This window comes from Shewanella sp. 0m-8, from assembly GCF_052977265.1.
In genome coordinates this window covers 133,987-155,179 of record NZ_JBRIMB010000005.1, presented here as the reverse complement: position 1 = coordinate 155,179, position 21,193 = coordinate 133,987, and the positions used below count along the sequence as shown (strand labels likewise).

Here is a 21,193-nt window from a genome sequence, read left to right as displayed (position 1 = left end):
GAGCAAAGTGACCACTTAGCTGACGGTAGCCAACATGCTAAGGCTGCAGTCGAAAACTATTACTGCCCTATGCACCCAGAGGTGACCAGTCATGAGCCCGGTCGCTGCCCGGAATGCAAAATGTTCTTGGTGAAGGAAGAGGAAGAAGAAACTCAAATCGATGAGCATGCGGGTCATAACCATGCTGCGCAGCCAGCCGAGTCGACTCCGCAATCTAACGCAGAAAAAATACTTAACCAGCCCAAGCCAACACTTATGCCTGCGGCGCAAACTAACAACGATGGCAACATCAAATATGTTTGCCCCATGCATCCCCATGTGGTTTCTGATGTACCAGGCACTTGCCCAATATGCGGTATGGATCTTGAAAAAATCACCGTCGGCGGCGTCGCTGAAGAGGTAGTTGTTGGCGTATCTGGTGGTATGCAACAAGCACTCGGTATGCGCAGTGAGAAAGTCACTAAGGGCACACTTTGGAAACTGGTCAAAACCATTGGCACAGTTGAGTACAACGAAAACGCCATCGGCCATAGCCACACCCGCGTTAACGGCTGGATTGAAACCTTGATGGTGCACAATGTCGGTCAGCGAGTTAAAAAGGGGCAGTTACTGTACGAGCTATATTCTCCGGAATTAATCAATGCTCAAGACGATTATATGCAAGCGGTCGACTACCTTAAACACGATAAGAGTCGAGGCCAAGATCTACTGCGTAAGGCCCGTTTACGCCTGGAGTTATTAGGCGTAAGTTCCAATACGATTAAACAGCTAGAACGCACCCGTAAAACCATCTATCGCGTGCCATTTTATGCAGAGCAAGATGGCTTTATTAGCAAGTTAACCGTTCGCCATGGCATGTATGTTCAGCCCGGTGATACCTTGTTTGAAATCGTCGACTTAAGCAGTGTATGGGTCATCGCCGATGTATTTGAAAATGAGCAAAGCTGGTTAGAACAAGGCCGACCTGTGGAGGTCACCTCTGCCGCTCAAGGACTTTTCGATATCGAGTCAAACATTGACTACATCTATCCCGAACTCGACCCCGTCTCGCGGGCGATGCGAGTCAGAATAGAGTTAGACAACCCAAACAAATTACTCAAACCGGGTACCTTAGTGGACGTAAAACTCTTTGGTGGCCCAAAGCGAGAAGTGCTGTCGATCCCAACTGAAGCACTCATCCTCACCGGTCGTGAAAACCGCGTGGTAGTGCAACGTGATGATAACCGCTTCGCCTCAGTTCCGGTCAAAGTGGGCATGATAGCCCAAGGCAAGGCTGAGATTATCGAAGGTCTACAGGCTGGTGATAAAGTGATTGTCTCTGGTCAATTCTTATTGGATTCTGAAGCCAGTATCCAAGGGAGTTTACAGCGCTTAAGTGGCAGCAACAGTGGCAGCAACAGTGGCAGCAACAGTGGCAGCGATAGCAAGGCTGCTAGCGATCCACACGCAAACCATTAATCGGAGGCTATCTATGTTAGAAAGAATTATTAGCGCCTCGATTAAACAGCGGGCGATGGTGTTAGTGCTTACTGCGGTGATAGCCTTAATCGGTTATCAAGCGATGCGCATAACACCGCTAGATGCACTACCTGACTTGTCTGATGTGCAGGTTATCGTAAAAACATCTTATCCGGGACAAGCACCACAGCTCGTTGAAGATCAGATCACTTACCCGTTATCGACAGCCATGCTGGCGGTACCGGGCGCGAAAACCGTTCGCGGCTTTTCCATGTTTGGTGACTCCTACGTCTATATCATTTTTGAAGATGGTACCGACATCTATTGGGCGCGCTCGCGGGTTTTAGAATACCTATCACAGACCCAAGGACAGCTGCCAGATAGCGTTACACCAACCTTAGGGCCCGATGCTTCAGGTGTCGGCTGGGTGTTCCAATACGCCTTGGTTGACCGTAAAGGCAAACACGACTTAGCCCAGCTGCGATCCTTGCAGGATTGGTTTTTAAAGTTAGAGCTGCAAAGCGTGGCTGGCGTATCAGAAGTGGCCACGATTGGTGGCATGGAGCAGTCCTATCAGATCATTGTCGACCCACATAAATTAGCCCTGTATCAAATTGATTTAATGACGGTAAAAAATGCCCTCGATAACTCCAATAGCTCCACTGGTGGCTCTGTTATCGAAATGGCTGAAGCCGAATATATGATCACCTCATCGGGTTACCGCCAAACCTTGGCAGATTTTGAGGAGATCCCACTAGGGATCGTGTCAGAATCAGGCACACCCGTACTGATGAAAGACGTGGCGCAGCTGCGCACCGGTCCTGCTGCACGTCGCGGTGTTGCCGAGCTTAACGGTGAAGGCGAAGTCGTGGGGGGCATTGTGGTAATGCGTTACGGCGAAAATGCCCTCGCGACCATCAATAATGTTAAAAACAAGCTCAAAGAAGTAGAGAACGGACTCCCCGATGGCGTTGAGTTAGTGATCACTTACGATCGTTCTGAACTCATTCTCAACTCGGTCGATAACCTCATGCACAAGGTGCTAGAGGAGATGCTCGTTGTCGGTGTCATCTGCTTGATCTTCTTACTGCATGCTCGCTCGACCTTAGTGGCGATAATCTCACTACCCATATCGATTCTAATCAGCTTTATCGTGATGAATATTATTGGCGTTAACGCCAACATCATGAGTTTAGGCGGTATCGCCATCGCTATCGGCGCCGTGGTAGATGCTGCCATCGTCATGGTCGAAAACACTCATAAACATCTGGAGCACTATCGAGAAAAGCATAACGGTGCAACGCCCACAGGTGAGGCTCACTGGGAGTTAGTGCGCAAAGCCTCGGTGGAGGTTGGCCCGGCACTGTTTTTTAGTCTACTGATCATTACCTTAAGCTTTGTTCCGGTATTTGCCCTGGAAGCGCAAGAAGGTCGCTTATTCCACCCGCTAGCCTTTACTAAGACGTTTGCTATGGCTGCGAGTGCGATATTGGCGATTACCTTAATTCCGGTATTGATGGGCTATTTCGTTCGCGGAAAAATTCCCGATGAACGTAAAAACCCGATCAGTCGATTCCTCATTGCGATTTATGAGCCCGCGTTACGCTTGGTGTTACGCTTTCCTAAAGTCACCATTTTGCTAGCGATGCTCGCCTTAGCAAGCGCTGCCTATCCGATGAGTAAAATGGGCAGTGAGTTTATGCCAGAGCTTGAAGAGGGTGATTTGCTCTACATGCCAACAACCCTACCCAGTGTCAGTGCTGGTAAGGCAGCAGAGATCTTGCAGCAAACCGATAGACTGATTAAGACCGTACCCGAAGTGAAGCGAGTATTTGGTAAAGTGGGACGCGCCATGACAGCAACGGATCCAGCCCCTTTAACCATGCTTGAAACCACCATCATGCTTAATCCTCGTGATACTTGGCGTGATGGTATGACCCTTGAAGGGATCATTGCTGAACTCCAAAAAACGGTGAAAGTGCCGGGAATGACCAATGCCTGGGTACAGCCAATCAAGACCCGTATCGATATGCTTTCAACCGGTGTGCGAACGCCTGTGGGCATAAAGATATCTGGCGCAGATATCGATGAGCTGCAGCGCATTGGTACTGAGATTGAAGCGGTAGTCAGTCAATTGCCTGGCACTGCATCGGCATTTGCTCAGCGCACCAGTGGTGGTCGTTATATTGATATAGAGCCCGATCTAAAAAATGCAGCGCGTTACGGAATGACCTTAAAAGACATTCAAGACGTAGTGCAGATGGCCATTGGCGGTATGCAAGTCGGTCAATCGATTCAAGGCCAAGAGCGCTACCCTATCAATATCCGCTATCCAAGGGAGCTACGCGATAGCATTGAAAAGCTCGAAGACCTGCCTGTATTAACCAAAACAGGTAAGTACTTACCACTGGGCAACCTTGCTAGTATCACCATTAGCGACGGTGCGCCTATGCTTGCCAGTGAAAACGGCCGCTTAATTAGCTGGGTATTTGTCGATTTGAAAGATATCTCTATCGGCGAATACATAACAACAGCAAGGGCCGCACTGGATGAGCAGATAAGCTTACCACCGCGTTATAGCTATAGCTTTGCTGGCCAATATGAATATATGCAACGCGTTGAAGCCAAGATGCAACTCGTGGTGCCGCTGATGTTAGCGGTCATATTTATGTTATTGATGATGACCTTTAGCTCATTTACTCAAGCTTCGGTGATCATGTTAAGCCTTCCGTTCTCACTCGTAGGTAGTGCGTGGTTATTGTACTTTTTGAACTTTAACTTCTCTGTCGCTGTATCGGTGGGAATGATCGCGCTTGCTGGTGTTGCTGCCGAGTTTGGCGTGGTGATGCAGGTGTATTTAAATAACAGCATCAAGGATCGTAAAGAGGCTGGGCAATACAATAAGCGCAGTGACTTATGCGAGGCGCTTATTCATGGTGCGGTCATGCGTATTCGCCCTAAAGCGATGACAGTAGCCACAATCTTCTTTGGATTGCTGCCCATCATGTGGGGCAGTGGTACGGGGAATGAAGTGATGCAAAAAATTGCCGCGCCTATGGTTGGCGGTATGGTTACCGCCCCCTTGCTGTCGCTGTTTGTTATCCCTGCGATCTACTTACTGGTGTACGGCCGCTCTTTAGCTAAAGACCAAACTAACGAATAAGTTAAAGAGTTAGGGAGCCATACATAAACAGGGTAGCAAATTGCTACCCTGTTACTTTTAGTTGCTGCTGATTGCTGTTAGTTATTTTAGTTATTAATGCTAATTTCCCATTCGCAGTTCAATAATCGAAAAAAAACCACCGCTTGGATCGTTAATCACAGCAAAACGACCCACATTAGCAATATCGGTTGGTGCCACGCAGACTTTACCGCCGAGTTGCTCGACTTTGGCGGCTTTGTCATCACAGCTATCAACGGTGAAGTACAACATCCAATGGGCGGGCATATCCCCCCACTGTGCTGTCATCGCCATCATGCCGCCCACATCTTGGGCGCCGACTTGCCACTCGGTATAGTCCATGCCTTCCATATTTGCCGTTCTGGAACCCCAGCCAAAAATATGCGGATAAAACTTTTTAGCTAGCTCAGGATCGCGACAAGCAAGCTCGACCCAGCACAAGGTATTAGGCTCTGCCGCTCGCTTGGCGCCGATATGATTTTTAGCTTGCCAAATAGCAAACCTTGCACCTTCTGGATCTTGAATGATTGCCATACGCCCGGCTTCGCCCACATCATGGGGACCAATAATCAAGGTGCCACCCGCCCCAGCAACATCAACGAGGGTAGAGTCGAGATTTTCAACCGCAAAGTACACAGTCCATTGTGTTGTATCACCGTTAGCAATCATCTCTTCGGGCAACTGGTACATGGCGCCAATATCATCGCCATCGATTGCCAACATGCTATAAGTACCTTGTGGAATGGGCATATCGATAATTTCCCAGCCAAATAGACCGCTATAAAACGACTTGCTGCTATTGATATCCAAAGAGGCTAACTCAACCCAACAGGGCTGCCCTTGAAAATACTGGTCAACGTTCATCACTTTTGTCCTTCTTAGCTCAATCCTTTGAGTTAAGACCGATTTTGCCAGGCTGTCCAACTAACGGCACTAATTAGCGAGTAACGACGACATTACATAGGGGAATGAAACTCAAGTTTTAATGGATCAACTATAATCTAGATCCCGTCATTATCATGGAGGATTGGCAGTGCTAGTATTAGAGCGGAGCTTGCGCTATCTCCTCGTCCCAATTGTCATCACTTTTCTCTATATAGTGGTCACACAGCAATTAGCCTTCGTATGGCAAGAGTGGTTACCCAGAGCCAACGAACTGCCCTATTATTTGCTGTGTATTTCTGCGCTGCTAGCACTGCAGTTTAATTGTTGCCGTCTCAGCTATCTGTCTTTACTGCTATTGATTTACTACTCTATTGAGTCAAACGCCTCATGGAGCCCCGAACTTGCGCTGCTTAATCGACAACAAACCCTCCTTGTTGGTACTTTAATTATTACGTTTTTCGCTATAATTAAGGACAAACCACTATTTTCATTAGATTTTTTTAAAGTAGTTCTTGGGGTTGGACTATGTTTTATTTTAACCCTGGCATGGAGTGCGATTATCACTTCTCTAGGCTCTTTCAGTACTAAGCCACTGGTTAACATACTTATGTCTGCCTATCTCCCCATCGGGATCGCATGCCTAGTGCTTTCTGTTTTCACCGTTTGGCGTGCGACTGGCGTCGATTCGGCCATTATGGTCACGCTATTTATCTGGTTGTTTCACTTCTACTTACCCAATGAACTCCCTCTGTCCATCCTGCTATCCATATTGGCCATCACATACTTAATCTCCCTCCTGGTTAGGAGTTATGATTTGGTTTATCGGGATGAGTTAACCGGGGTGGGCTCCCGTCGAGCACTTAATACGATGGCGGCATCACTGAGTAAACATTACAGCCTCGCCATGGTCGATATTGATCACTTTAAAAAATTTAATGACACCTATGGCCATGATGTCGGTGATCAAGTATTGCGCTTGGTCGCAATGAAACTGAGCCAGGTAAAAGGAGGCGGTAAAGTCTTTCGCTATGGCGGAGAGGAGTTCACCATTGTTTTTGCCAATAAAGATATCGAACTCGTATTGCCTCATTTAGAAGCTATCAAGCAAAAAATCAGTCACTACAATATTGTACTGCGGAATCATAAACGTAAGACCAAGACAAAATCAGATAGGGAAACCAATAACAATCAACATCCTGTAGTGAATATAACCGTCTCTATTGGGGTTGCCCAGCAGTGTGGCGACACCTCATTTGAGCTCACCTTAAAGCAAGCTGATACTGCACTTTATAAAGCGAAAAATAATGGTCGTAATCAGGTATTTGCTTAAACTTTGCTTAACCATATATTTTAGATATCAGCATAACCCCAAGCCGATGACTTGGGGTTAAACCGAATTGATATGCAAGTTAAATAGAGTAGAAGTAGTAGATTTGTGACTTCATTCTTATCACGATACCGCGGATAACATCTAAAAAGGCTAAGAACTCTATCGGTTTCGTACCAGAGATCCACGCCAAGCCCACCGAACCAACGGGGATATCGTAATCTCCTGTTTCGGTCAGTTTGAGTCTGACAAAGTGATGCTTATTATTTAGGTTTTGCCCTGTGGTTTGCCTAACATTGTCATCTAAAGCAACCAAACGACCTTGGGCTTCCCCTGTCGCCTCTACAATGCCCTCGACTTCGGCGCTAAATATCTTGCCTGGGTAAACCGCTGAAGCAAACTCAGCGAGCTGACCAACTTTAACATTACGAATAGCCTGATGATTTACCCGCATCAACACATACTTTTCATTAGTGTACATCTGCATACGTGGTGCGACACCAATGTACTGGCCCTCACGCATAATAAAGTTAGTCACGTAGCCATCGGCTGGAGCGTAGATCTTAGTGTTATCTAGATTCCACTGCGCCTGAGCGACACGTTCACTTTCACTATCTAGATCTGACTGACGGCTCAGCACTGCTAGACGAGATTTTTCGATATTTAGCAGCGCTGTATGCTCTGCCATCTGCGCCTTTTCAATTTGGGTTGCGTAAGTATTTACCTGTGCCTGAGCCAGATCGACCGCTGTTTGTTGCTCATCCAGCAAACTCTTAGTGACTGTATCTGGTACGACTCGGTTCTGCTCAATATAGCGCGCTAAAGTTTTTTGCTTCCACGCTAAATCTTTAGTGGCTGCCTTAAGCTGATTTTTAGTGATGCTGACATCGGCAATGGCGACCTCGTGTTGCTTTAATGCCAATTTGACATCTTCTTTCGCCAGCGAAAGCCCTACGTTTGCGCTTTCTTTCGCGACTAACGCCATATTTAACCCAATTTGGTACGGCTCAGCATCTAAGTCATAGACCAGCTGACCCTCTTTTACCTGCTGATTAGGCTGCACATAGATATTGTCAACGTTGCCTCTTATCTGCGAGTTGGCTGGGCGCAACTGAATATGGGGCGATTGCACCAAAGAACCACCCGAGAGATCCATCGGGGTATAATTGAGTAACCCCACCCATACAAACATCAGCCAGCCCGTCCCTCCTAAATAGGCAAAAGCCTTACTGTAGGTGTTCCATGGCATACCGACTAGGCGCAGTAGATAAATAAACAGTGCCCATACCGCTAATCCCTCAAGCATTCGTTTGCTCCTCTTTGGCAGTCATATCAACCTGCTCTGTCGCCGATTCTTTCTCGCGCCACACATCTCTAATTCGGCGCAGCGCTTTTTCACCGTCGACAAAAGCGATGATGACCGCAATAACCCATACCCAATGCCAAATAAAACCTATCCAGGTAAGCGCGGTAATCAATCCTATTTGGTGATGTTGCTCCTTATGCGCTTTATTAATTGGCATGTCATGAATTTTCCAAAATCCAAATGCAGCAGCCGCTACCGTAAGCACCATGACCACTGCAGCAACACTATGCAGCGCGGTATCAACTCCTGAATCAACGAATGGCATGCTGAACAAGCTCATAAAAAAACCTCAAAAAGTGTTTTGGCTGCGTAGTTTGCCTTTTCTTTGCCTCACCACAAGATGAAGTACACTTATATATCATTTTACGTCACTTTATGATTCAATTAGGTCATTGGTCTCCTTGGGTATTCACTATGTTGCTTAATACGGCCTTTATCCGCTCTTGCTATATCGCTTCGGTGTTAAAGGGCGTTGAGGCTCATTATGGCGTGACGCCAGCCGATTTAGGGATCCCGGCGCTGCTGCTTCAAGACAGAATGACGCTGATCCCTTTTACGCAAGTGTCGAAGTGGTTTGAACAAATAGAGAGCCTGACTGCTGAAGCGAGTTTTATGATGAAAATTCAGCAACACCTGACTTTAGAAGGGTTAGAAGTTCCCGGGAATTGGTTTTTAAGCGCCCCCGATCTTGCGATCTCATTTCGGCGTATCAACCATGGAGTTTGTTGCTTTCAGTCTGGTGCGAGCTATTACGCTCAGCAGTCGGGGAAAATTTTAAAGTGGTGTTACTGCAATCCTTTTGTCAAAGGTAAAGCCCGATCTCACGACTCTCTACGAGTGGCTTTGACCCTGTTTAACGCCATCAAAAACTATGTTGGCGATAATTATAGCCCACGTAAAGTGCGCCTGAGTGGCTCTCCAATTCAACATGCTGAGATTGAGGCGCTATTTGGTTGCCCTGTCACTTGGAACGCGCCACAAACTGAGATCTGGCTAGGCATTGATCAGCTGTTAATGTCTACCGACGACTACAGCTATATACCTGAACCTCCTACGGCGTCGATTCCGCTGTATCAGCTAGAAAACTATTTAAATATGCCTCAGCCTACAGACACGCCTAAGGTTCTCTACGAGATGGTCAATTATTCACGTTATTATGGCTTACCCAGCGTGGATACGGTGGCCAACCTTTTCAATATTTCGCGCCAACAAATGCAAAGACGATTGCAAAAACTCGGCTTCACTTTTACCTATCTATCTGGCTATATTCTGTGTAATCAGGCGATAAAATATATGCTGGAAGGCATGGATATTGCTGAGATAGCGAGCCGACTCGGTTATGCCAACACCCATAGTTTTAGCCGGTCATTCGCTCGTTTTCGCCGTCAAACACCTACCCAGTATCTGCATAAGCTAAATCTCAAGAAGAAAAGCTAAAAAGCAAAAAGCCTCTGTAATAGAGGCCTTTGATATAGGTCGATTCAATAGCAATAAATCTAGCCGTAAACGGGTAACACTCCAGCCATAGCCAGTAAGTGACAAGCACCTGTCACCAAACCAAATATAATCACCAGTATGATTAAAGGTGTACCGCCAGGGACGGTAAAGCTGTCACTGCCCGCAAACATCTTACGTGACTTATAGGCCATCATAGCCGGCACTATCGCCGCCCAAATAGTGGCTGCCAGCGCTGCAAAACCAATCGCAACCAAGAAACCGTTCGGGAATAAAATACCCATGATTGTTGGTGGAATAAAGGTTATCGCCGCAGTTTTTAAGCGCCCACTACGTGACTCATCAAAGCCAAAAAGATCGGCTAAGTAATCAAATAAACCTAAGGTTACCCCTAAGAAAGATGACGCAACGGCCAAATTAGCAAATAGGCTCAACATGGTGTTTAACCAACTACTGGCCATCACTTCAGATAAGGCACCAACCAGCACGCCCATATTGCCGCCCTGAGCGATAATGTCGATAAATTGGCTACGCGGGATATTACCCATGGTCGCCATTAACCAGCAACTATAAATAACAAGCGCAATAAAGGTACCAATAAACAGTGCCTTGATAATTGTTTTTGGCTCTTTACCGTAATACTTAACTAGACTGGGTACGTTACCGTGATAACCAAAACTCGCTAGTCCAAAAGGCAGCGCAGCGAGTAGATACGGCGCGTAACTTTGCTCGCCATCAGGCATAAACAGCTTTGTGGTATCGATATCGATCAGCAGATTACCTACCGCAAGGAAGAAGGTAATAATCATCCCGCCCAGCATCACAGTGGTGATCCTATCGACCGCTTTGGTACTGATAATCACGATGCTTGCCAATACTGCGGCAAACACTAAACCTGCAACACTTTGCGGCAAATTAATGCCGAGCCCTGCAAGGCTATGGTTCACAATGGAACCGCCACCGCTGATATAAGCATAAGTCAAAATATAGAGGACAAATGCTATCGACAGGCCGTTAACGATACGCCAAAACTGGCCTAAGGTGGTTTTAGTTAACGTATCGAAACTCGCTCCGGGTTCAAAGTGCAGGTTAGTTTCGAGCAACATCAAGCCCGACACCAGCATGCAAAACCAGATCCCGACTAGCATCAGCATCGAATAACCAAACCACATGCCCGCGCCAACAACTGGTAACGAGAACATACCAGCGCCAACCGTGGTGCCAGCAATGATCATGGCTCCACCTAGCAGCGACTTACCTGCAGCCTTATTTTTAGCTGCATTCATATGATTTGCCATTAAGCAATCTGCTCCGCATGCACACTATCTACGATAGTTTGTCGTACAGATGAACGTAACAACAAGTTAGCCGTCTCTTTTATACGTTTGATATCACTACACCCTTCGCTATCAGCTAGGTACCCTAGCTCTTTTAATTTGACGCTCAGCGTAGCGTATAACTTCTTATCATAAAATTCTGGTGCAGTAATACCGTGAAGTGCGCCTAATCTTTGTGCCAAGCGGTGACTGTCTTTCTCAAGCTCTGAACGCTCCATATTCGGCTTAACTTCAAGTAAGTTAAACAAAATTGCATAACGTTGCATGGTTTCACTGACAGTGCCTGACAAGAGTAGCAACTGGTTGATACTGCTATCCACAACAGCAAAACTCTCCGTTTCAACAACCAAGCCTTGAGCCACGAAGATATCGAGGATCTGGTTAGCGTACTGAGTAGGATCTGTAATCCCCATAAACAGCTCAGCTTCAAGCAGTGGATAGAAGTCATTAACGATACTGATGACATCTTCACGACGACAGCTCTCTTTACGCAGCAAACAGGCAGCGATTAAAGAAGGGACAACCATAAGGTGAATGATGTTGTTGCGATAGTAAGTCATGGTAATCGCAATGCTTTGATCGATTGAAATGATATCGCCTAGCGGATCGCTTTCAATCTGCAGCTTTTTAAGCTCTAAACCTTGAGACACCAAGTCATTACCAGTCCCTTGAGGCACTGAAGTATATTCAGTATATGGTCGCTCTTTTAGCAAGGTTAAATACAAGTCTAACTGCTTCTCTAACTGAGTTCGCTCTAAGGCATTTTGTTCAGAAGCGAGCAACACCATACTGGTTAACGTCACTGAGCTCACCGCTGCAGCATCGTTAATATTGGTCATTACCTGATTTGCCAAAGTATTCACCACAGGCGTTAACCAGGTTGGCTTTTGATCGGGATCTTTTGCAATATCATCGCGCCAGCTAGGCGCCTGTTCATTCAAGAAGTTATGTAAGGTAATTGGCTTACCGAAATTCACATAACCTTGACCAAAATTACCTAACTTACGAATAGCACCAAAAATCTGCCAAACGGATTCTTTCTTTTTCTTTTTACCACTCAATTCTTTGTGATAAGTCGCCACTTCCATTACATGGTCATAGCCAAGGTATACAGGCACTAGCGTCACAGGGCGCTCAACACCGCGCAGCACACTGTTAAGTGTCATCGCGATCATGCCCGTCTTAGGTGCAAGCAAGCGACCGGTACGCGAGCGACCCCCTTCAGTGAAATATTCTACCGAGTAACCCTTAGCAAATAACTGATCTAGATATTCACGGAACACGGCAGTGTAGAGCTTATTACCACCGAAACTACGACGAATAAAGAAGGCACCGCCACGGCGAAATGCAGGGCCTGCAGGCCAGAAGTTAAGGTTAATACCGGCAGCAATATGCGGCGGTACCATACCTTGATAATAAAGGATATAAGACAGCAGTAAGTAGTCCATATGACTACGATGACACGGCACATAAACAATTTCATGACCATCGTGATGCAACTGCCTGACCTGCTCAGCACCCTTAATATTGATGCCTTTATAAAGCTTGTTCCACAGCCAGGTTAAGAATCGCTCGGCAATACGCACTAAGCTATCGGAGTAATCTGCAGCCACTTCATCTAGATACTCCATCGCCTTAGCGCGTGCTTCTGCTTCAGAGATTTTCTTACTTGCCGCTTCCTCTTTAATCGCTTTAGTAATCGAATCGGATTTAAGTAAAGCGTGGAATAGCGCCTGACGCTTAGGCAGCTGAGGGCCCGTCATCACTTTACGCTGACGCTCGAAGTGCGCTCGCGCGACACGAGCAAGTTTTTGGGCAATACGTTTATCAGTGCCGTGCTCATCCGCCATATAACGTAATGAAACGGCATTAGAAAACTGTACAAAGTTATGACGGCCTAAAAATAAAATCATTAGGCACTTGCGTAACCAGGTCGGGTTTTGACGCTCAAGAACCGCAGCGCGCATAGTGTCGTCTTCTTTACCTGGAGTACGTCCCCAATAAAGACTGACTGGCACTAATTGAATGTCTAACTCGCGGTTCTGCTTATGAACGCTGAGTAACCTTTTGAAGCTATCAATGTACTGCTCTCCGCCTTCACGCTGACCAAAAAGAGGCTTGCCTCCTTCTAGACAAACAACTCTAGGCGATCGGATACCATTGACCTCCAAGTCCTCATAAGGGCTTGGTAAGCCGAGTTTAGCCGTCATTTCGCTAAGCGCTGCAATGTCACTGACAGATTCAGTTTTCATTACATAGGCTAGGGGCTTGCTCGGATCGAGATTGAGATCGTCAAATGGATCGTGAGGCACCACGACAGTGTGAACGAGTTTACGCTGCAACCAGCGTAAAGATTTGAACCAAAGAGAGTCTTGTTTGGACATATTTATATGCAATGTTAGTCGCTTCTAATAAGCCGCTAGAATACCAGATATTTAAATAGTTTGCGCTATTCTCTTATCCCAGCGACGAATCAAAGCTGTATATTTATAGAACAATGACTTACAGCAATAATCCCGCATAACAGACTAATAATTAAGCATTAAATTGTATTCACTCTGGTTTAACCACAGAACACACCAAAGACCGAATAACATACGATTTAACTTATCGTTAGCTTAAGGCCGAACGTCGGCTTTAAAAATACCAAGCAAGCTGCGCGTAAAGGGATAACTCGAAGCTAAAATACTGACCAGTCGCTAATTTAAGCCCACCATACTCAGTACCATTAGCGCCGATAGGCAAAGAAAGCGCCGAGGTAAAACGCACATCATCGCTGACACTATGTTGACTCAGTAACTGATATAAAGCTGAGTTGTCTGACATATTATAAAACAGGTTTTGCGATACAGACCAAAGGGGACTCATCTCGATATAAAGCCGGCTCGCAAGGTAATCTTGCGCCAAATTATACAGTTCACCCCGCTGAACTCTGGCCACCAGCTCAGGATGCAACCTAAGTGACTCTGGGCTGTAATCTCCATCACTAATGCCAAGACCATTGTAGAAATACTCTACGGTTCCAGTCATATTGTTATCAAATCCAACCCAGGAATAACTCACATTACTGACTAAAGAGAGATAACTCTCATCGCCCCAGGTGGCAACAATATCCGTTGCCCAAATCGCCCCCCCTAAGCTGATGGCGCTAGCGAAAGCCGCAACGGTATCCTCATAGTGTTCGGCTAACAAAAGGTCATACTCATGAACATAATTAATAAAGCCGTGATATTTAACGGCGGCAGTCGCGACATCAAAAGTGACCTCAGAACGATTATTTCGACGAATCACATAGGCCGCCTGCAAGTCGCTGCCATCTTGCAGCAAATGCTGGCCATACAAGATGTCATCGCCAGTTTTATACTCCTTATCAAGTGCGGTCGGGTCGAATAGGTTTACAAAATCCATAGGATTAAAAAACTGACCATTACCCCAGGTAATCGCCTGACGGCCAAACTTAACCACATTGTTATTGGTTTGATAACCCACCAAGGCCCTATCTAAACGTTGAACCATCGCAAAATCGCGATGCTCAGCGAGGGGAGCGGTGAGATTGAAGAGTCGTTGATCATCATTAATAATCGAACTAAGACTGAGATAGTTATTCACCCATGTGGAAGTTTGGTAGCGGCGCTCTCCATAGCCGGCAAGCAACTGATAATCGGCTTCGACTAACCAGCCAGATTGCCATTTGCTGCCAAGGTGATAACGAAACTGCGCGGTTTGATTGACCTGAGTCTGGCCATAGAGTTGCTGATAAACACTTTTGTGAGTAAAAGCATAGCCGTCTAGCTCATACTTAAGGTGCCCATGATGTTCAATTTCTGCAGCGGCCAGAGGAAGCAAGCAATCGCCAAGCCCCACAAGAAAGATAACAGCAGTGAGCTTTTGCCAAAAAACGATGTTAAATATCCGCCTGCTGTCATCTATGTTCGCCATAAGCTCTGCTCAACTGGCTGAGTCGGTGACAATTTGGCCATCAACCATATGGATATGACGTCGGCAATAATCAAATACCTGCGCATCATGGGTGGCTATCAAAAAAGTAATCCCGTGCTGCTGATTCAGTTGGGTGAATAACTCCAATAGCTGCGCCGATGTTTTAGTATCCAAATTAGCCGTTGGCTCGTCAGCTAAGATCAATACAGGCTTGGAGGCAATTGCGCGCGCGACTGCCACCCTTTGCTGCTGACCACCAGAAAGTTGCGCAGGCCGGCGACTCTCAAGCCCCGTTAAGCCCACCTCTTCAAGAATGTCCTGACTGCGCAGTTTGCGATCTCTTGCTGCGACACCTTGTAACTGCATAACAAATTCTACGTTTTCCTGTACGGTTAACACAGGAATAAGGTTATAAGCCTGAAAAACAAAGCCAATCCGCTGCAAACGTACATCCGCACGCTCCGCCTTTGTCAATCCGGTAATCTCGACATCACCCACATAAATCGTCCCGCTATTGGGCTCATCAAGACCACCAATGGCATTGAGCAAAGTGGTTTTTCCAGAACCGGACGGGCCAGACAACACCGTCATCTCACCTTGTTGAATCGTTAACGAAACATGATTTAACCCATAGATTGTTTGATCACCCTGCTGGAATGTTTTGACCAGATCCTTACAAACGATATTACTCATGGATTACCTTCTTATTGCCCCATTCACTATCACTAAGCAGCGGTATTAATCGATTCAATAGGATTCGCATTGGCCGCTTTAATTGCAGGCCACAAACTGGTGATGATCCCAAGCACAATGACAATAATATTAGCCGCAATAACATCTTGGCGATAAATCACCGGATATAACGTCGTATCCATACCTGCCATCGCCAATCCATCGGCGATAGAAGATAGGTCGATCCCCGCTGACAACGCACGGGTCGTGGCCAGTGCTAATGTATCTCCAATCACTAAACCTATAATCAACAACAGCAGCGCCTCTATTACAATCATATAAATCACAGCCTTGGACTGTAATCCTAACGCCATAATTAAGCCTATCTCTTGCTGACGTTCAAATATCGACATCAACAAGGTGTTGGCTAAGCCAAAACCCAACACAGTAAATACGATGACAATAAAAATAAGGATATAGCTATTCATCAAATCGGATATTGCTGCAAGGTAACCGTTAAGTTCACGCCAAGTTTCAACTTCATACTGGTTATCGACCACGCCTTTAAGACGCTCGGCCACTTGCTGTAAAGGCTGTTTACCATCGGTAAAAACTGCGATTTCGGTGACTTTATCAGGCATATTTAGCAAGTTCTGCATAAAGCCCTTGCCAGCATAGATAGTGGCAAGCTCTTCTTGCTCTGTCGGTTTACTGTAGATCCCAACAATGCGTACTCCCGACTCTGCAATGTCATTATCAATATCTTGTAAGGTAATCACCACCCGCTTATTAAGCTCGGTTTTAAGCCGCACAGCCATTTTCTCACCGATGACAATGCCGTTATCCTCGCCATCTTTAAGCATTCTTCCCGCCACTAAATCAAGTTCATTAACGGTAAAAAGCTCTTGCTGCGGTTCAAACGCAATCACCTCAGAGCCCAAGGTGACCCGTTCACTGGCAATAATCACAGGGGAGCGTACTCTAGCAGCCCATTGGCTAATCCATTGTTGATTGAGCTGATTTAATAACGCTCCTGAGGGTTCAACAATATGATTAATGACATTTTGATCATTAAGAAAATCGACTTGGTGAATTTGAATTTCGCCGGGCAGGTTATTTAATGACGTCTGGTTCATGCCATCAACCATGCCACGCAAAAAAGCCGAAACCACTATCATCGACCACACACCAAAGCTAATCGCCAACAGCAAAATAAGGGTACGCCTGCCATTGCGCCAAAGGTTGCGCCACGCCAAGACAAATAGAACAGAATTAACCATGTTATTTACTCTGCATCGCACTAATGGGTTCCAGCCCTAGGGTTTTAAACGCCGGATATATAGCAACCAGCACAGAACCAATACACACAACGACGGGCCCTGCCAGCACCGAAAGCGGCGATAACAACGGATAAATACGATCCCCAATGCCAAATTGCGCCCCAATATCTCCCATGCCCGGAAGGGTTATACCGACCAGACTAAAGTATGCCGCAATCAGCCCGCCAAGCAGCGCACCGAGTAACATTCCTATCATCCCCATCATCAATGTTTCAATAATCACTTGGGTAAATAGCCTGCTCGGTTTTGAGCCTATCGCTAGCATGATGCCAAACTCTTTTGTACGCTCTAATACCGCCATGAGCTGAGTATTCATCACCCCTAGTATCACCAATAACACCAACACGGCATACATGATGATAGCGCTCGATAAGTCCGCCTCAATCCCTTGCTTTATACCGGGGTTAAGCTGCTGCCAGTTATGAACGGTTAACTTAGCCTCCGTGTGTACCAGAGTCGCCAACAAGCTTTGCAATTGTTCTTGGTACAAGCTCACCTTTGACATAGAGGGAGCGTTGATACTCACAATCGACACTTGATTAGGCATGGCAAATATTCGTTGAAAAGTGGCCATTGAGATTTGTGCGCTACTGCGGTCTACCTCATTAATCCCGGTTTTAAAAACACCGACGACTGCCAACACATCCGCGGCAAATCCGCCCTCCATGGTAGAGCCCATAACCGTTAATTCATCACCGACTTTGACCTGTAAGTTTTTGGCCAGACGCTCACCCAATACGATTTGCCGCTGATCTGTGGCCATAAGGTAATGGCCACTAATAATTTGCTGAGGAATAATCGAAGCTAAGCGCTCCTTATCCGGCATCACGCCATTAACTAACATGCCAACACTACGCTGATCACTGGCCGCCAACAAAAAACCGTGACTACGTGGGATAACGTCGAGCGCAGGGAACTGCTGCTCAATTTTTGTAATCAACTCATTGCTATCAATAATACGTTTACGCAGTTCTGGACTATCAAGGTATCCCTGCTGATTAATCTGCAATTGGCTCGAAAAAATACGCAAAGTATTTTCAATCATCATCGGATAAGTACCAGCCTGTATGGTGATCATCAATACCAGCAAGGTATTACAAAAAATCATCGCACCAATGGTGAGCCATGTACGACGTTTATGCTGCCACAGGCTTCGCCAAGCCAACAAAATTTGCGTACTCATCAACGTGGATTTCTTAAGTTAGACAGGGTGAACATATAGCCGGGTAACGTAATATCAAACTGAACATTTTTGTTGCGTATTTCAGTCCACTCACCGCTTTTTTCAACCTGCGCCATACGACAACGCATCGCGACATGTCTCGCGCCAACAGGCTTTATATCGCCACAATCCATAGCCTTAACCAATTGATTGTCTTGGTCCCAATACTCTTGACGCAGCATCACCCAGTCATCACGGAGTCGAGTCACCTGCTTGCCCCACACCACAGGAGCGGATTCATGAGGGATCGATTCAATGGTGTACACTTGATGCCCATCAACCTCTTCTGTCTGCAATAACTGATGGGAATAATCATCGAGTAGCTCAGTGGTGCGACTGACATCTTTGTTTGAAAAATCACTGCCCATCCAGCTTTGATTCATCATGGATGATGGAACCTTGATAACTCGATTAATTTTGGGCGAGTAACTCCACATCTGTTTATCATTGATAAGAAAAGCATTGCCCGCATCAACTTTAGGCTCAATGACCCGAACTAAAGATTGTTTATCACCCTCTGTCCAGGCTTGTACCGTCATCGAGCGCTGCCAGTCAGGCCGATGGATCACCATGGTTAATTCACTCGAAGATGTCAGCCCACGCCAATTCTCCATCGCTTTTTGAATCATCTGTTGTGCGGCGTCTTGATTAGAGAGTTGAACGGAGAGTTGACTAGCGTCTTGATTAGAAAGCAGAGCAGTGCTTTTGGCAGGGTTAAGCTGATCATAAATAAGAGAAGAGGCAAGAGCTGAGGCCGTCAGAACAGTAGATAACATCACACCAACCGCTAGCCCCAATACCATCCACTTCAAGCGAATTAAGGCCATGATGTTGTTACAAGTATCACTCATAACTTTGCGCTCGATTAATTAATTAGAGTAATAACAGTGTAGTTCAAAAAACCGAATGCTTTTGCTAGGTTAAGTAATAATGAAGCAGGGGGTTACATGTGATTTTTGTGCCAAAAAGTAAGTTGTTTCAAACTGAAACACTCACTGTGTAATAAACCCTTGGGCTTTCAACACCACAATCCCATTCTTTCGCGATGTAACAGTTACCCCTGCTGGATTTTTTAAGTTTGGAACTCCCTCTAATGCAAAATAAATAAGTTAAGCGCATAAATCCGGACAGCATATTCGTACTATCCCGGATAAGGTGAAACTATAGGCAAAAGAACTCGAAGACATTAACGTGAGCCTGCAATTAGCATTCAAGCCGCTGGCTTCTGCTGGGATCTACATAGGTGAAATTAGCCCCCTAGTGTCACTAGGATGATCGGCACTGTTCTCACTTCATCCGTATCTGAATTAACAATGGGAGCTGTTGGGCCGCAGTAATCGATGAAGAGCTTTTCGCTCTGGCGCATACTGCTTCTTAAGCCAGCGAGTGTAGTATTCCTCCCACTGTGGACGTTTGGTGATGGTCCCTTGATAACCGTTTTATCCCTGAATCGGAGATCGGATTACTCCGAAACCTGCATCCCTCTGTAGTAGCAGGTTAATAATTAAAATTTAGTTTTTCATAAAAAAGTCTCATTAATTTTCACCTCATTTCACACAAAAAAACACCACACCCTGTTCTCACCTAAGTTACTGATTTGCAGAGACCAAAGCACACCATGCAACAACCCTGTTCTCAAGCGCGCCCAATGAAACTCTATTTTTCTTTGTTTAACAAATACTTATACACTCCAAATGTGACTAACCCTTCTTTTTTTTGTTACAAAACTCTGCAACAATCGCGACACGAGTTAACGAAAGTTAGCAACATTATTACAAGGATGGGGTTGATATATGAAATATGTAATAAAGCTGTCGGCGGTTTCGCCATCGAATTCTCCACCTACCTGAGCAGTTAACAGTTTTAGATATTACGAATAAACATTTTTAATTTTGAGCTTGGCCTTCAATCAAAGGCTGACAAATTACTAATCGGAAGTAACAGCAATGTTAAATAAATCAACAATTGCAATCGCTATCGTCACTATGTTTAGTGCTGGTTCAGTGAACGCTGTAATGTTAGATGGTGACAGTCAAGGTGACCACGTTCGCTTATATGGCGAAGTGGGCGTAGGTGGGCATTTTGATACTCATGCAGATTATAACCACGATGAGTTCTACGATACCAAGGGCTATGTAGATGATAGCTTCGCAACTTTGGGCGTAGCGGGTCAACGTGAACAATTCACTTATCGTCTTGAACTGGACTACCAACGCCGTAACTGGCTTGGCGGCGACGGTGAGTTCGAGTTAGCCATCGACAAGTTGTACGTAGGCTACCTATTAACCGAACAGCAGTGGATCGAGCTCGGCTTGACCGATACTGCATTCGACGATTACGACCACTTCGGTGATTTCACCTTTAACAAGTCCATTGAAACCGGTGAAGCCGGTGACCAAGAGAATACCGTTAAGTACCAAGCCAAGTTCGAACATCTTATTGTCGGTGCTTCCTACTCATATGACGGTGAACACAAAAGTGGTGCCCTACAAGGTGACATCATTAACGGATATGCAGGCTGGATGTCAGATCTGCTATCTGTCGTGGTTGGCTTAGAAACGCGCGGCGGCTCCAATGGCGTCAGTAAATATGGTGAGCAGCAACAGATAGGTTTGGGTGTTCGCCTTAAACTAATGCCAGAGTTCTCTATTGGTTTCAATGGCTTTCTAGAAGATGAAGACTTATCTACACGTAAGAGTGGTGACGTACACCTAGATTATCAGACCTTCCGCAACAAGGGGGCAACGGTAAGTGCCAAGTATGACCTGAATGAACATTGGGAATTCATCGGCTCCGTAAATCACGAAGAATACGAAGGCTGGGATCTGATCAGTCCTAACTACGACTACTCTGAGCTGCCACCTGAGTACGGAAAAGAGCGTCAGTGGGCCAGCTTAGGTTTCAACTATCGCCCTGCCCGCGACATCGTGCTGTCTGTAGAAGGCCGAGTTGGCGAAGCCCCTGAAGCAGCCTACGCCTACGCGCGTATGTACTTTTAGTCCGTATCGAAT

The 21,193-nt window shown here is 46.0% G+C and carries 15 protein-coding genes; 5 read left to right on the top strand and 10 right to left on the bottom strand.

Annotated features, from left to right (window positions below):
* Both ACVBIO_RS04210 and ACVBIO_RS04205 read left to right on the top strand, forming a co-directional pair.
* Positions 1 to 1,458, top strand: a 1,458-nt coding sequence (locus ACVBIO_RS04210; RefSeq protein WP_447172057.1) for an efflux RND transporter periplasmic adaptor subunit, incomplete at its 5' end; no start/stop codon positions are given.
* 13 nt (positions 1,459 to 1,471) lie between these two features.
* Positions 1,472 to 4,621, top strand: a complete 3,150-nt coding sequence (locus tag ACVBIO_RS04205) for an efflux RND transporter permease subunit (protein ID WP_447172056.1) — start codon at positions 1,472 to 1,474, stop codon at positions 4,619 to 4,621.
* Positions 4,622 to 4,720: 99 nt separating this feature from the next.
* Here ACVBIO_RS04205 and ACVBIO_RS04200 read toward each other — a convergent pair whose 3' ends face one another.
* On the bottom strand, positions 4,721 to 5,503 hold the full coding sequence (locus tag ACVBIO_RS04200) for a VOC family protein (RefSeq protein ID WP_447169073.1): 783 nt from the start codon (positions 5,501 to 5,503) through the stop codon (positions 4,721 to 4,723).
* Positions 5,504 to 5,693: 190 nt separating this feature from the next.
* Here ACVBIO_RS04200 and ACVBIO_RS04195 point away from each other — a divergent pair, with 190 nt between their 5' ends.
* Positions 5,694 to 6,854 (top strand): GGDEF domain-containing protein, encoded by a 1,161-nt coding sequence (locus tag ACVBIO_RS04195; protein ID WP_447163035.1) that lies wholly within the window; start codon positions 5,694 to 5,696, stop codon positions 6,852 to 6,854.
* A gap of 79 nt (positions 6,855 to 6,933) precedes the next feature.
* Here ACVBIO_RS04195 and ACVBIO_RS04190 read toward each other — a convergent pair whose 3' ends face one another.
* Positions 6,934 to 8,157: an HlyD family secretion protein gene (locus ACVBIO_RS04190; protein WP_447172055.1), complete on the bottom strand. Its 1,224-nt coding sequence runs from the start codon at positions 8,155 to 8,157 to the stop codon at positions 6,934 to 6,936.
* The gene (locus tag ACVBIO_RS04185; RefSeq protein ID WP_447163037.1) at positions 8,150 to 8,497 is read right to left on the bottom strand and encodes an MFS transporter; all 348 of its coding nucleotides are present in this window, start codon (positions 8,495 to 8,497) and stop codon (positions 8,150 to 8,152) included. Before ACVBIO_RS04185 ends, ACVBIO_RS04190 begins: the two co-directional genes overlap by 8 nt.
* A gap of 134 nt (positions 8,498 to 8,631) precedes the next feature.
* Between ACVBIO_RS04185 and ACVBIO_RS04180 the strand changes: the two genes are divergently transcribed.
* Positions 8,632 to 9,654 carry an AraC family transcriptional regulator ligand-binding domain-containing protein gene (locus ACVBIO_RS04180; RefSeq protein WP_447172054.1) on the top strand — a complete coding sequence of 341 codons (1,023 nt, stop codon included), beginning with the start codon at positions 8,632 to 8,634 and terminating at the stop codon, positions 9,652 to 9,654.
* A gap of 59 nt (positions 9,655 to 9,713) precedes the next feature.
* Here the strand turns inward: ACVBIO_RS04180 and mtr are convergent, their stop codons facing one another.
* From mtr to ACVBIO_RS04145, 7 genes are all read right to left on the bottom strand, one after another.
* Positions 9,714 to 10,970, bottom strand: coding sequence for a tryptophan permease (mtr, locus tag ACVBIO_RS04175; protein ID WP_447158971.1), 1,257 nt, complete (start codon positions 10,968 to 10,970; stop codon positions 9,714 to 9,716).
* Positions 10,970 to 13,393, bottom strand: a complete 2,424-nt coding sequence (plsB, locus tag ACVBIO_RS04170; RefSeq protein WP_447158972.1) for a glycerol-3-phosphate 1-O-acyltransferase PlsB — start codon at positions 13,391 to 13,393, stop codon at positions 10,970 to 10,972. The genes mtr and plsB overlap by 1 nt, the downstream gene beginning before the upstream one ends.
* A 253-nt stretch (positions 13,394 to 13,646) precedes the next feature.
* Complete coding sequence (locus ACVBIO_RS04165) at positions 13,647 to 14,948, bottom strand: hypothetical protein (RefSeq protein ID WP_447172053.1); 1,302 nt, start codon at positions 14,946 to 14,948, stop codon at positions 13,647 to 13,649.
* Positions 14,949 to 14,957: 9 nt separating this feature from the next.
* Entirely contained in the window at positions 14,958 to 15,641 is a 684-nt protein-coding gene (locus ACVBIO_RS04160; protein WP_447158974.1) for an ABC transporter ATP-binding protein, read from the bottom strand.
* 32 nt (positions 15,642 to 15,673) lie between these two features.
* Positions 15,674 to 16,900, bottom strand: coding sequence for an ABC transporter permease (locus tag ACVBIO_RS04155; protein WP_447172052.1), 1,227 nt, complete (start codon positions 16,898 to 16,900; stop codon positions 15,674 to 15,676).
* A gap of 1 nt (position 16,901) precedes the next feature.
* On the bottom strand, positions 16,902 to 18,143 hold the full coding sequence (locus tag ACVBIO_RS04150; protein ID WP_447172051.1) for an ABC transporter permease: 1,242 nt from the start codon (positions 18,141 to 18,143) through the stop codon (positions 16,902 to 16,904).
* Positions 18,143 to 19,033: an outer membrane lipoprotein-sorting protein gene (locus ACVBIO_RS04145; protein ID WP_447169081.1), complete on the bottom strand. Its 891-nt coding sequence runs from the start codon at positions 19,031 to 19,033 to the stop codon at positions 18,143 to 18,145. Before ACVBIO_RS04145 ends, ACVBIO_RS04150 begins: the two co-directional genes overlap by 1 nt.
* Positions 19,034 to 20,128: 1,095 nt before the next feature.
* On the opposite strand from ACVBIO_RS04145, the gene ACVBIO_RS04140 reads away from it, so the two are divergent.
* A complete protein-coding gene (locus tag ACVBIO_RS04140) occupies positions 20,129 to 21,181 on the top strand; it encodes a porin (RefSeq protein WP_447158978.1) in 1,053 nt (350 codons plus the stop codon).
* Positions 21,182 to 21,193: the final 12 nt, after the last annotated feature.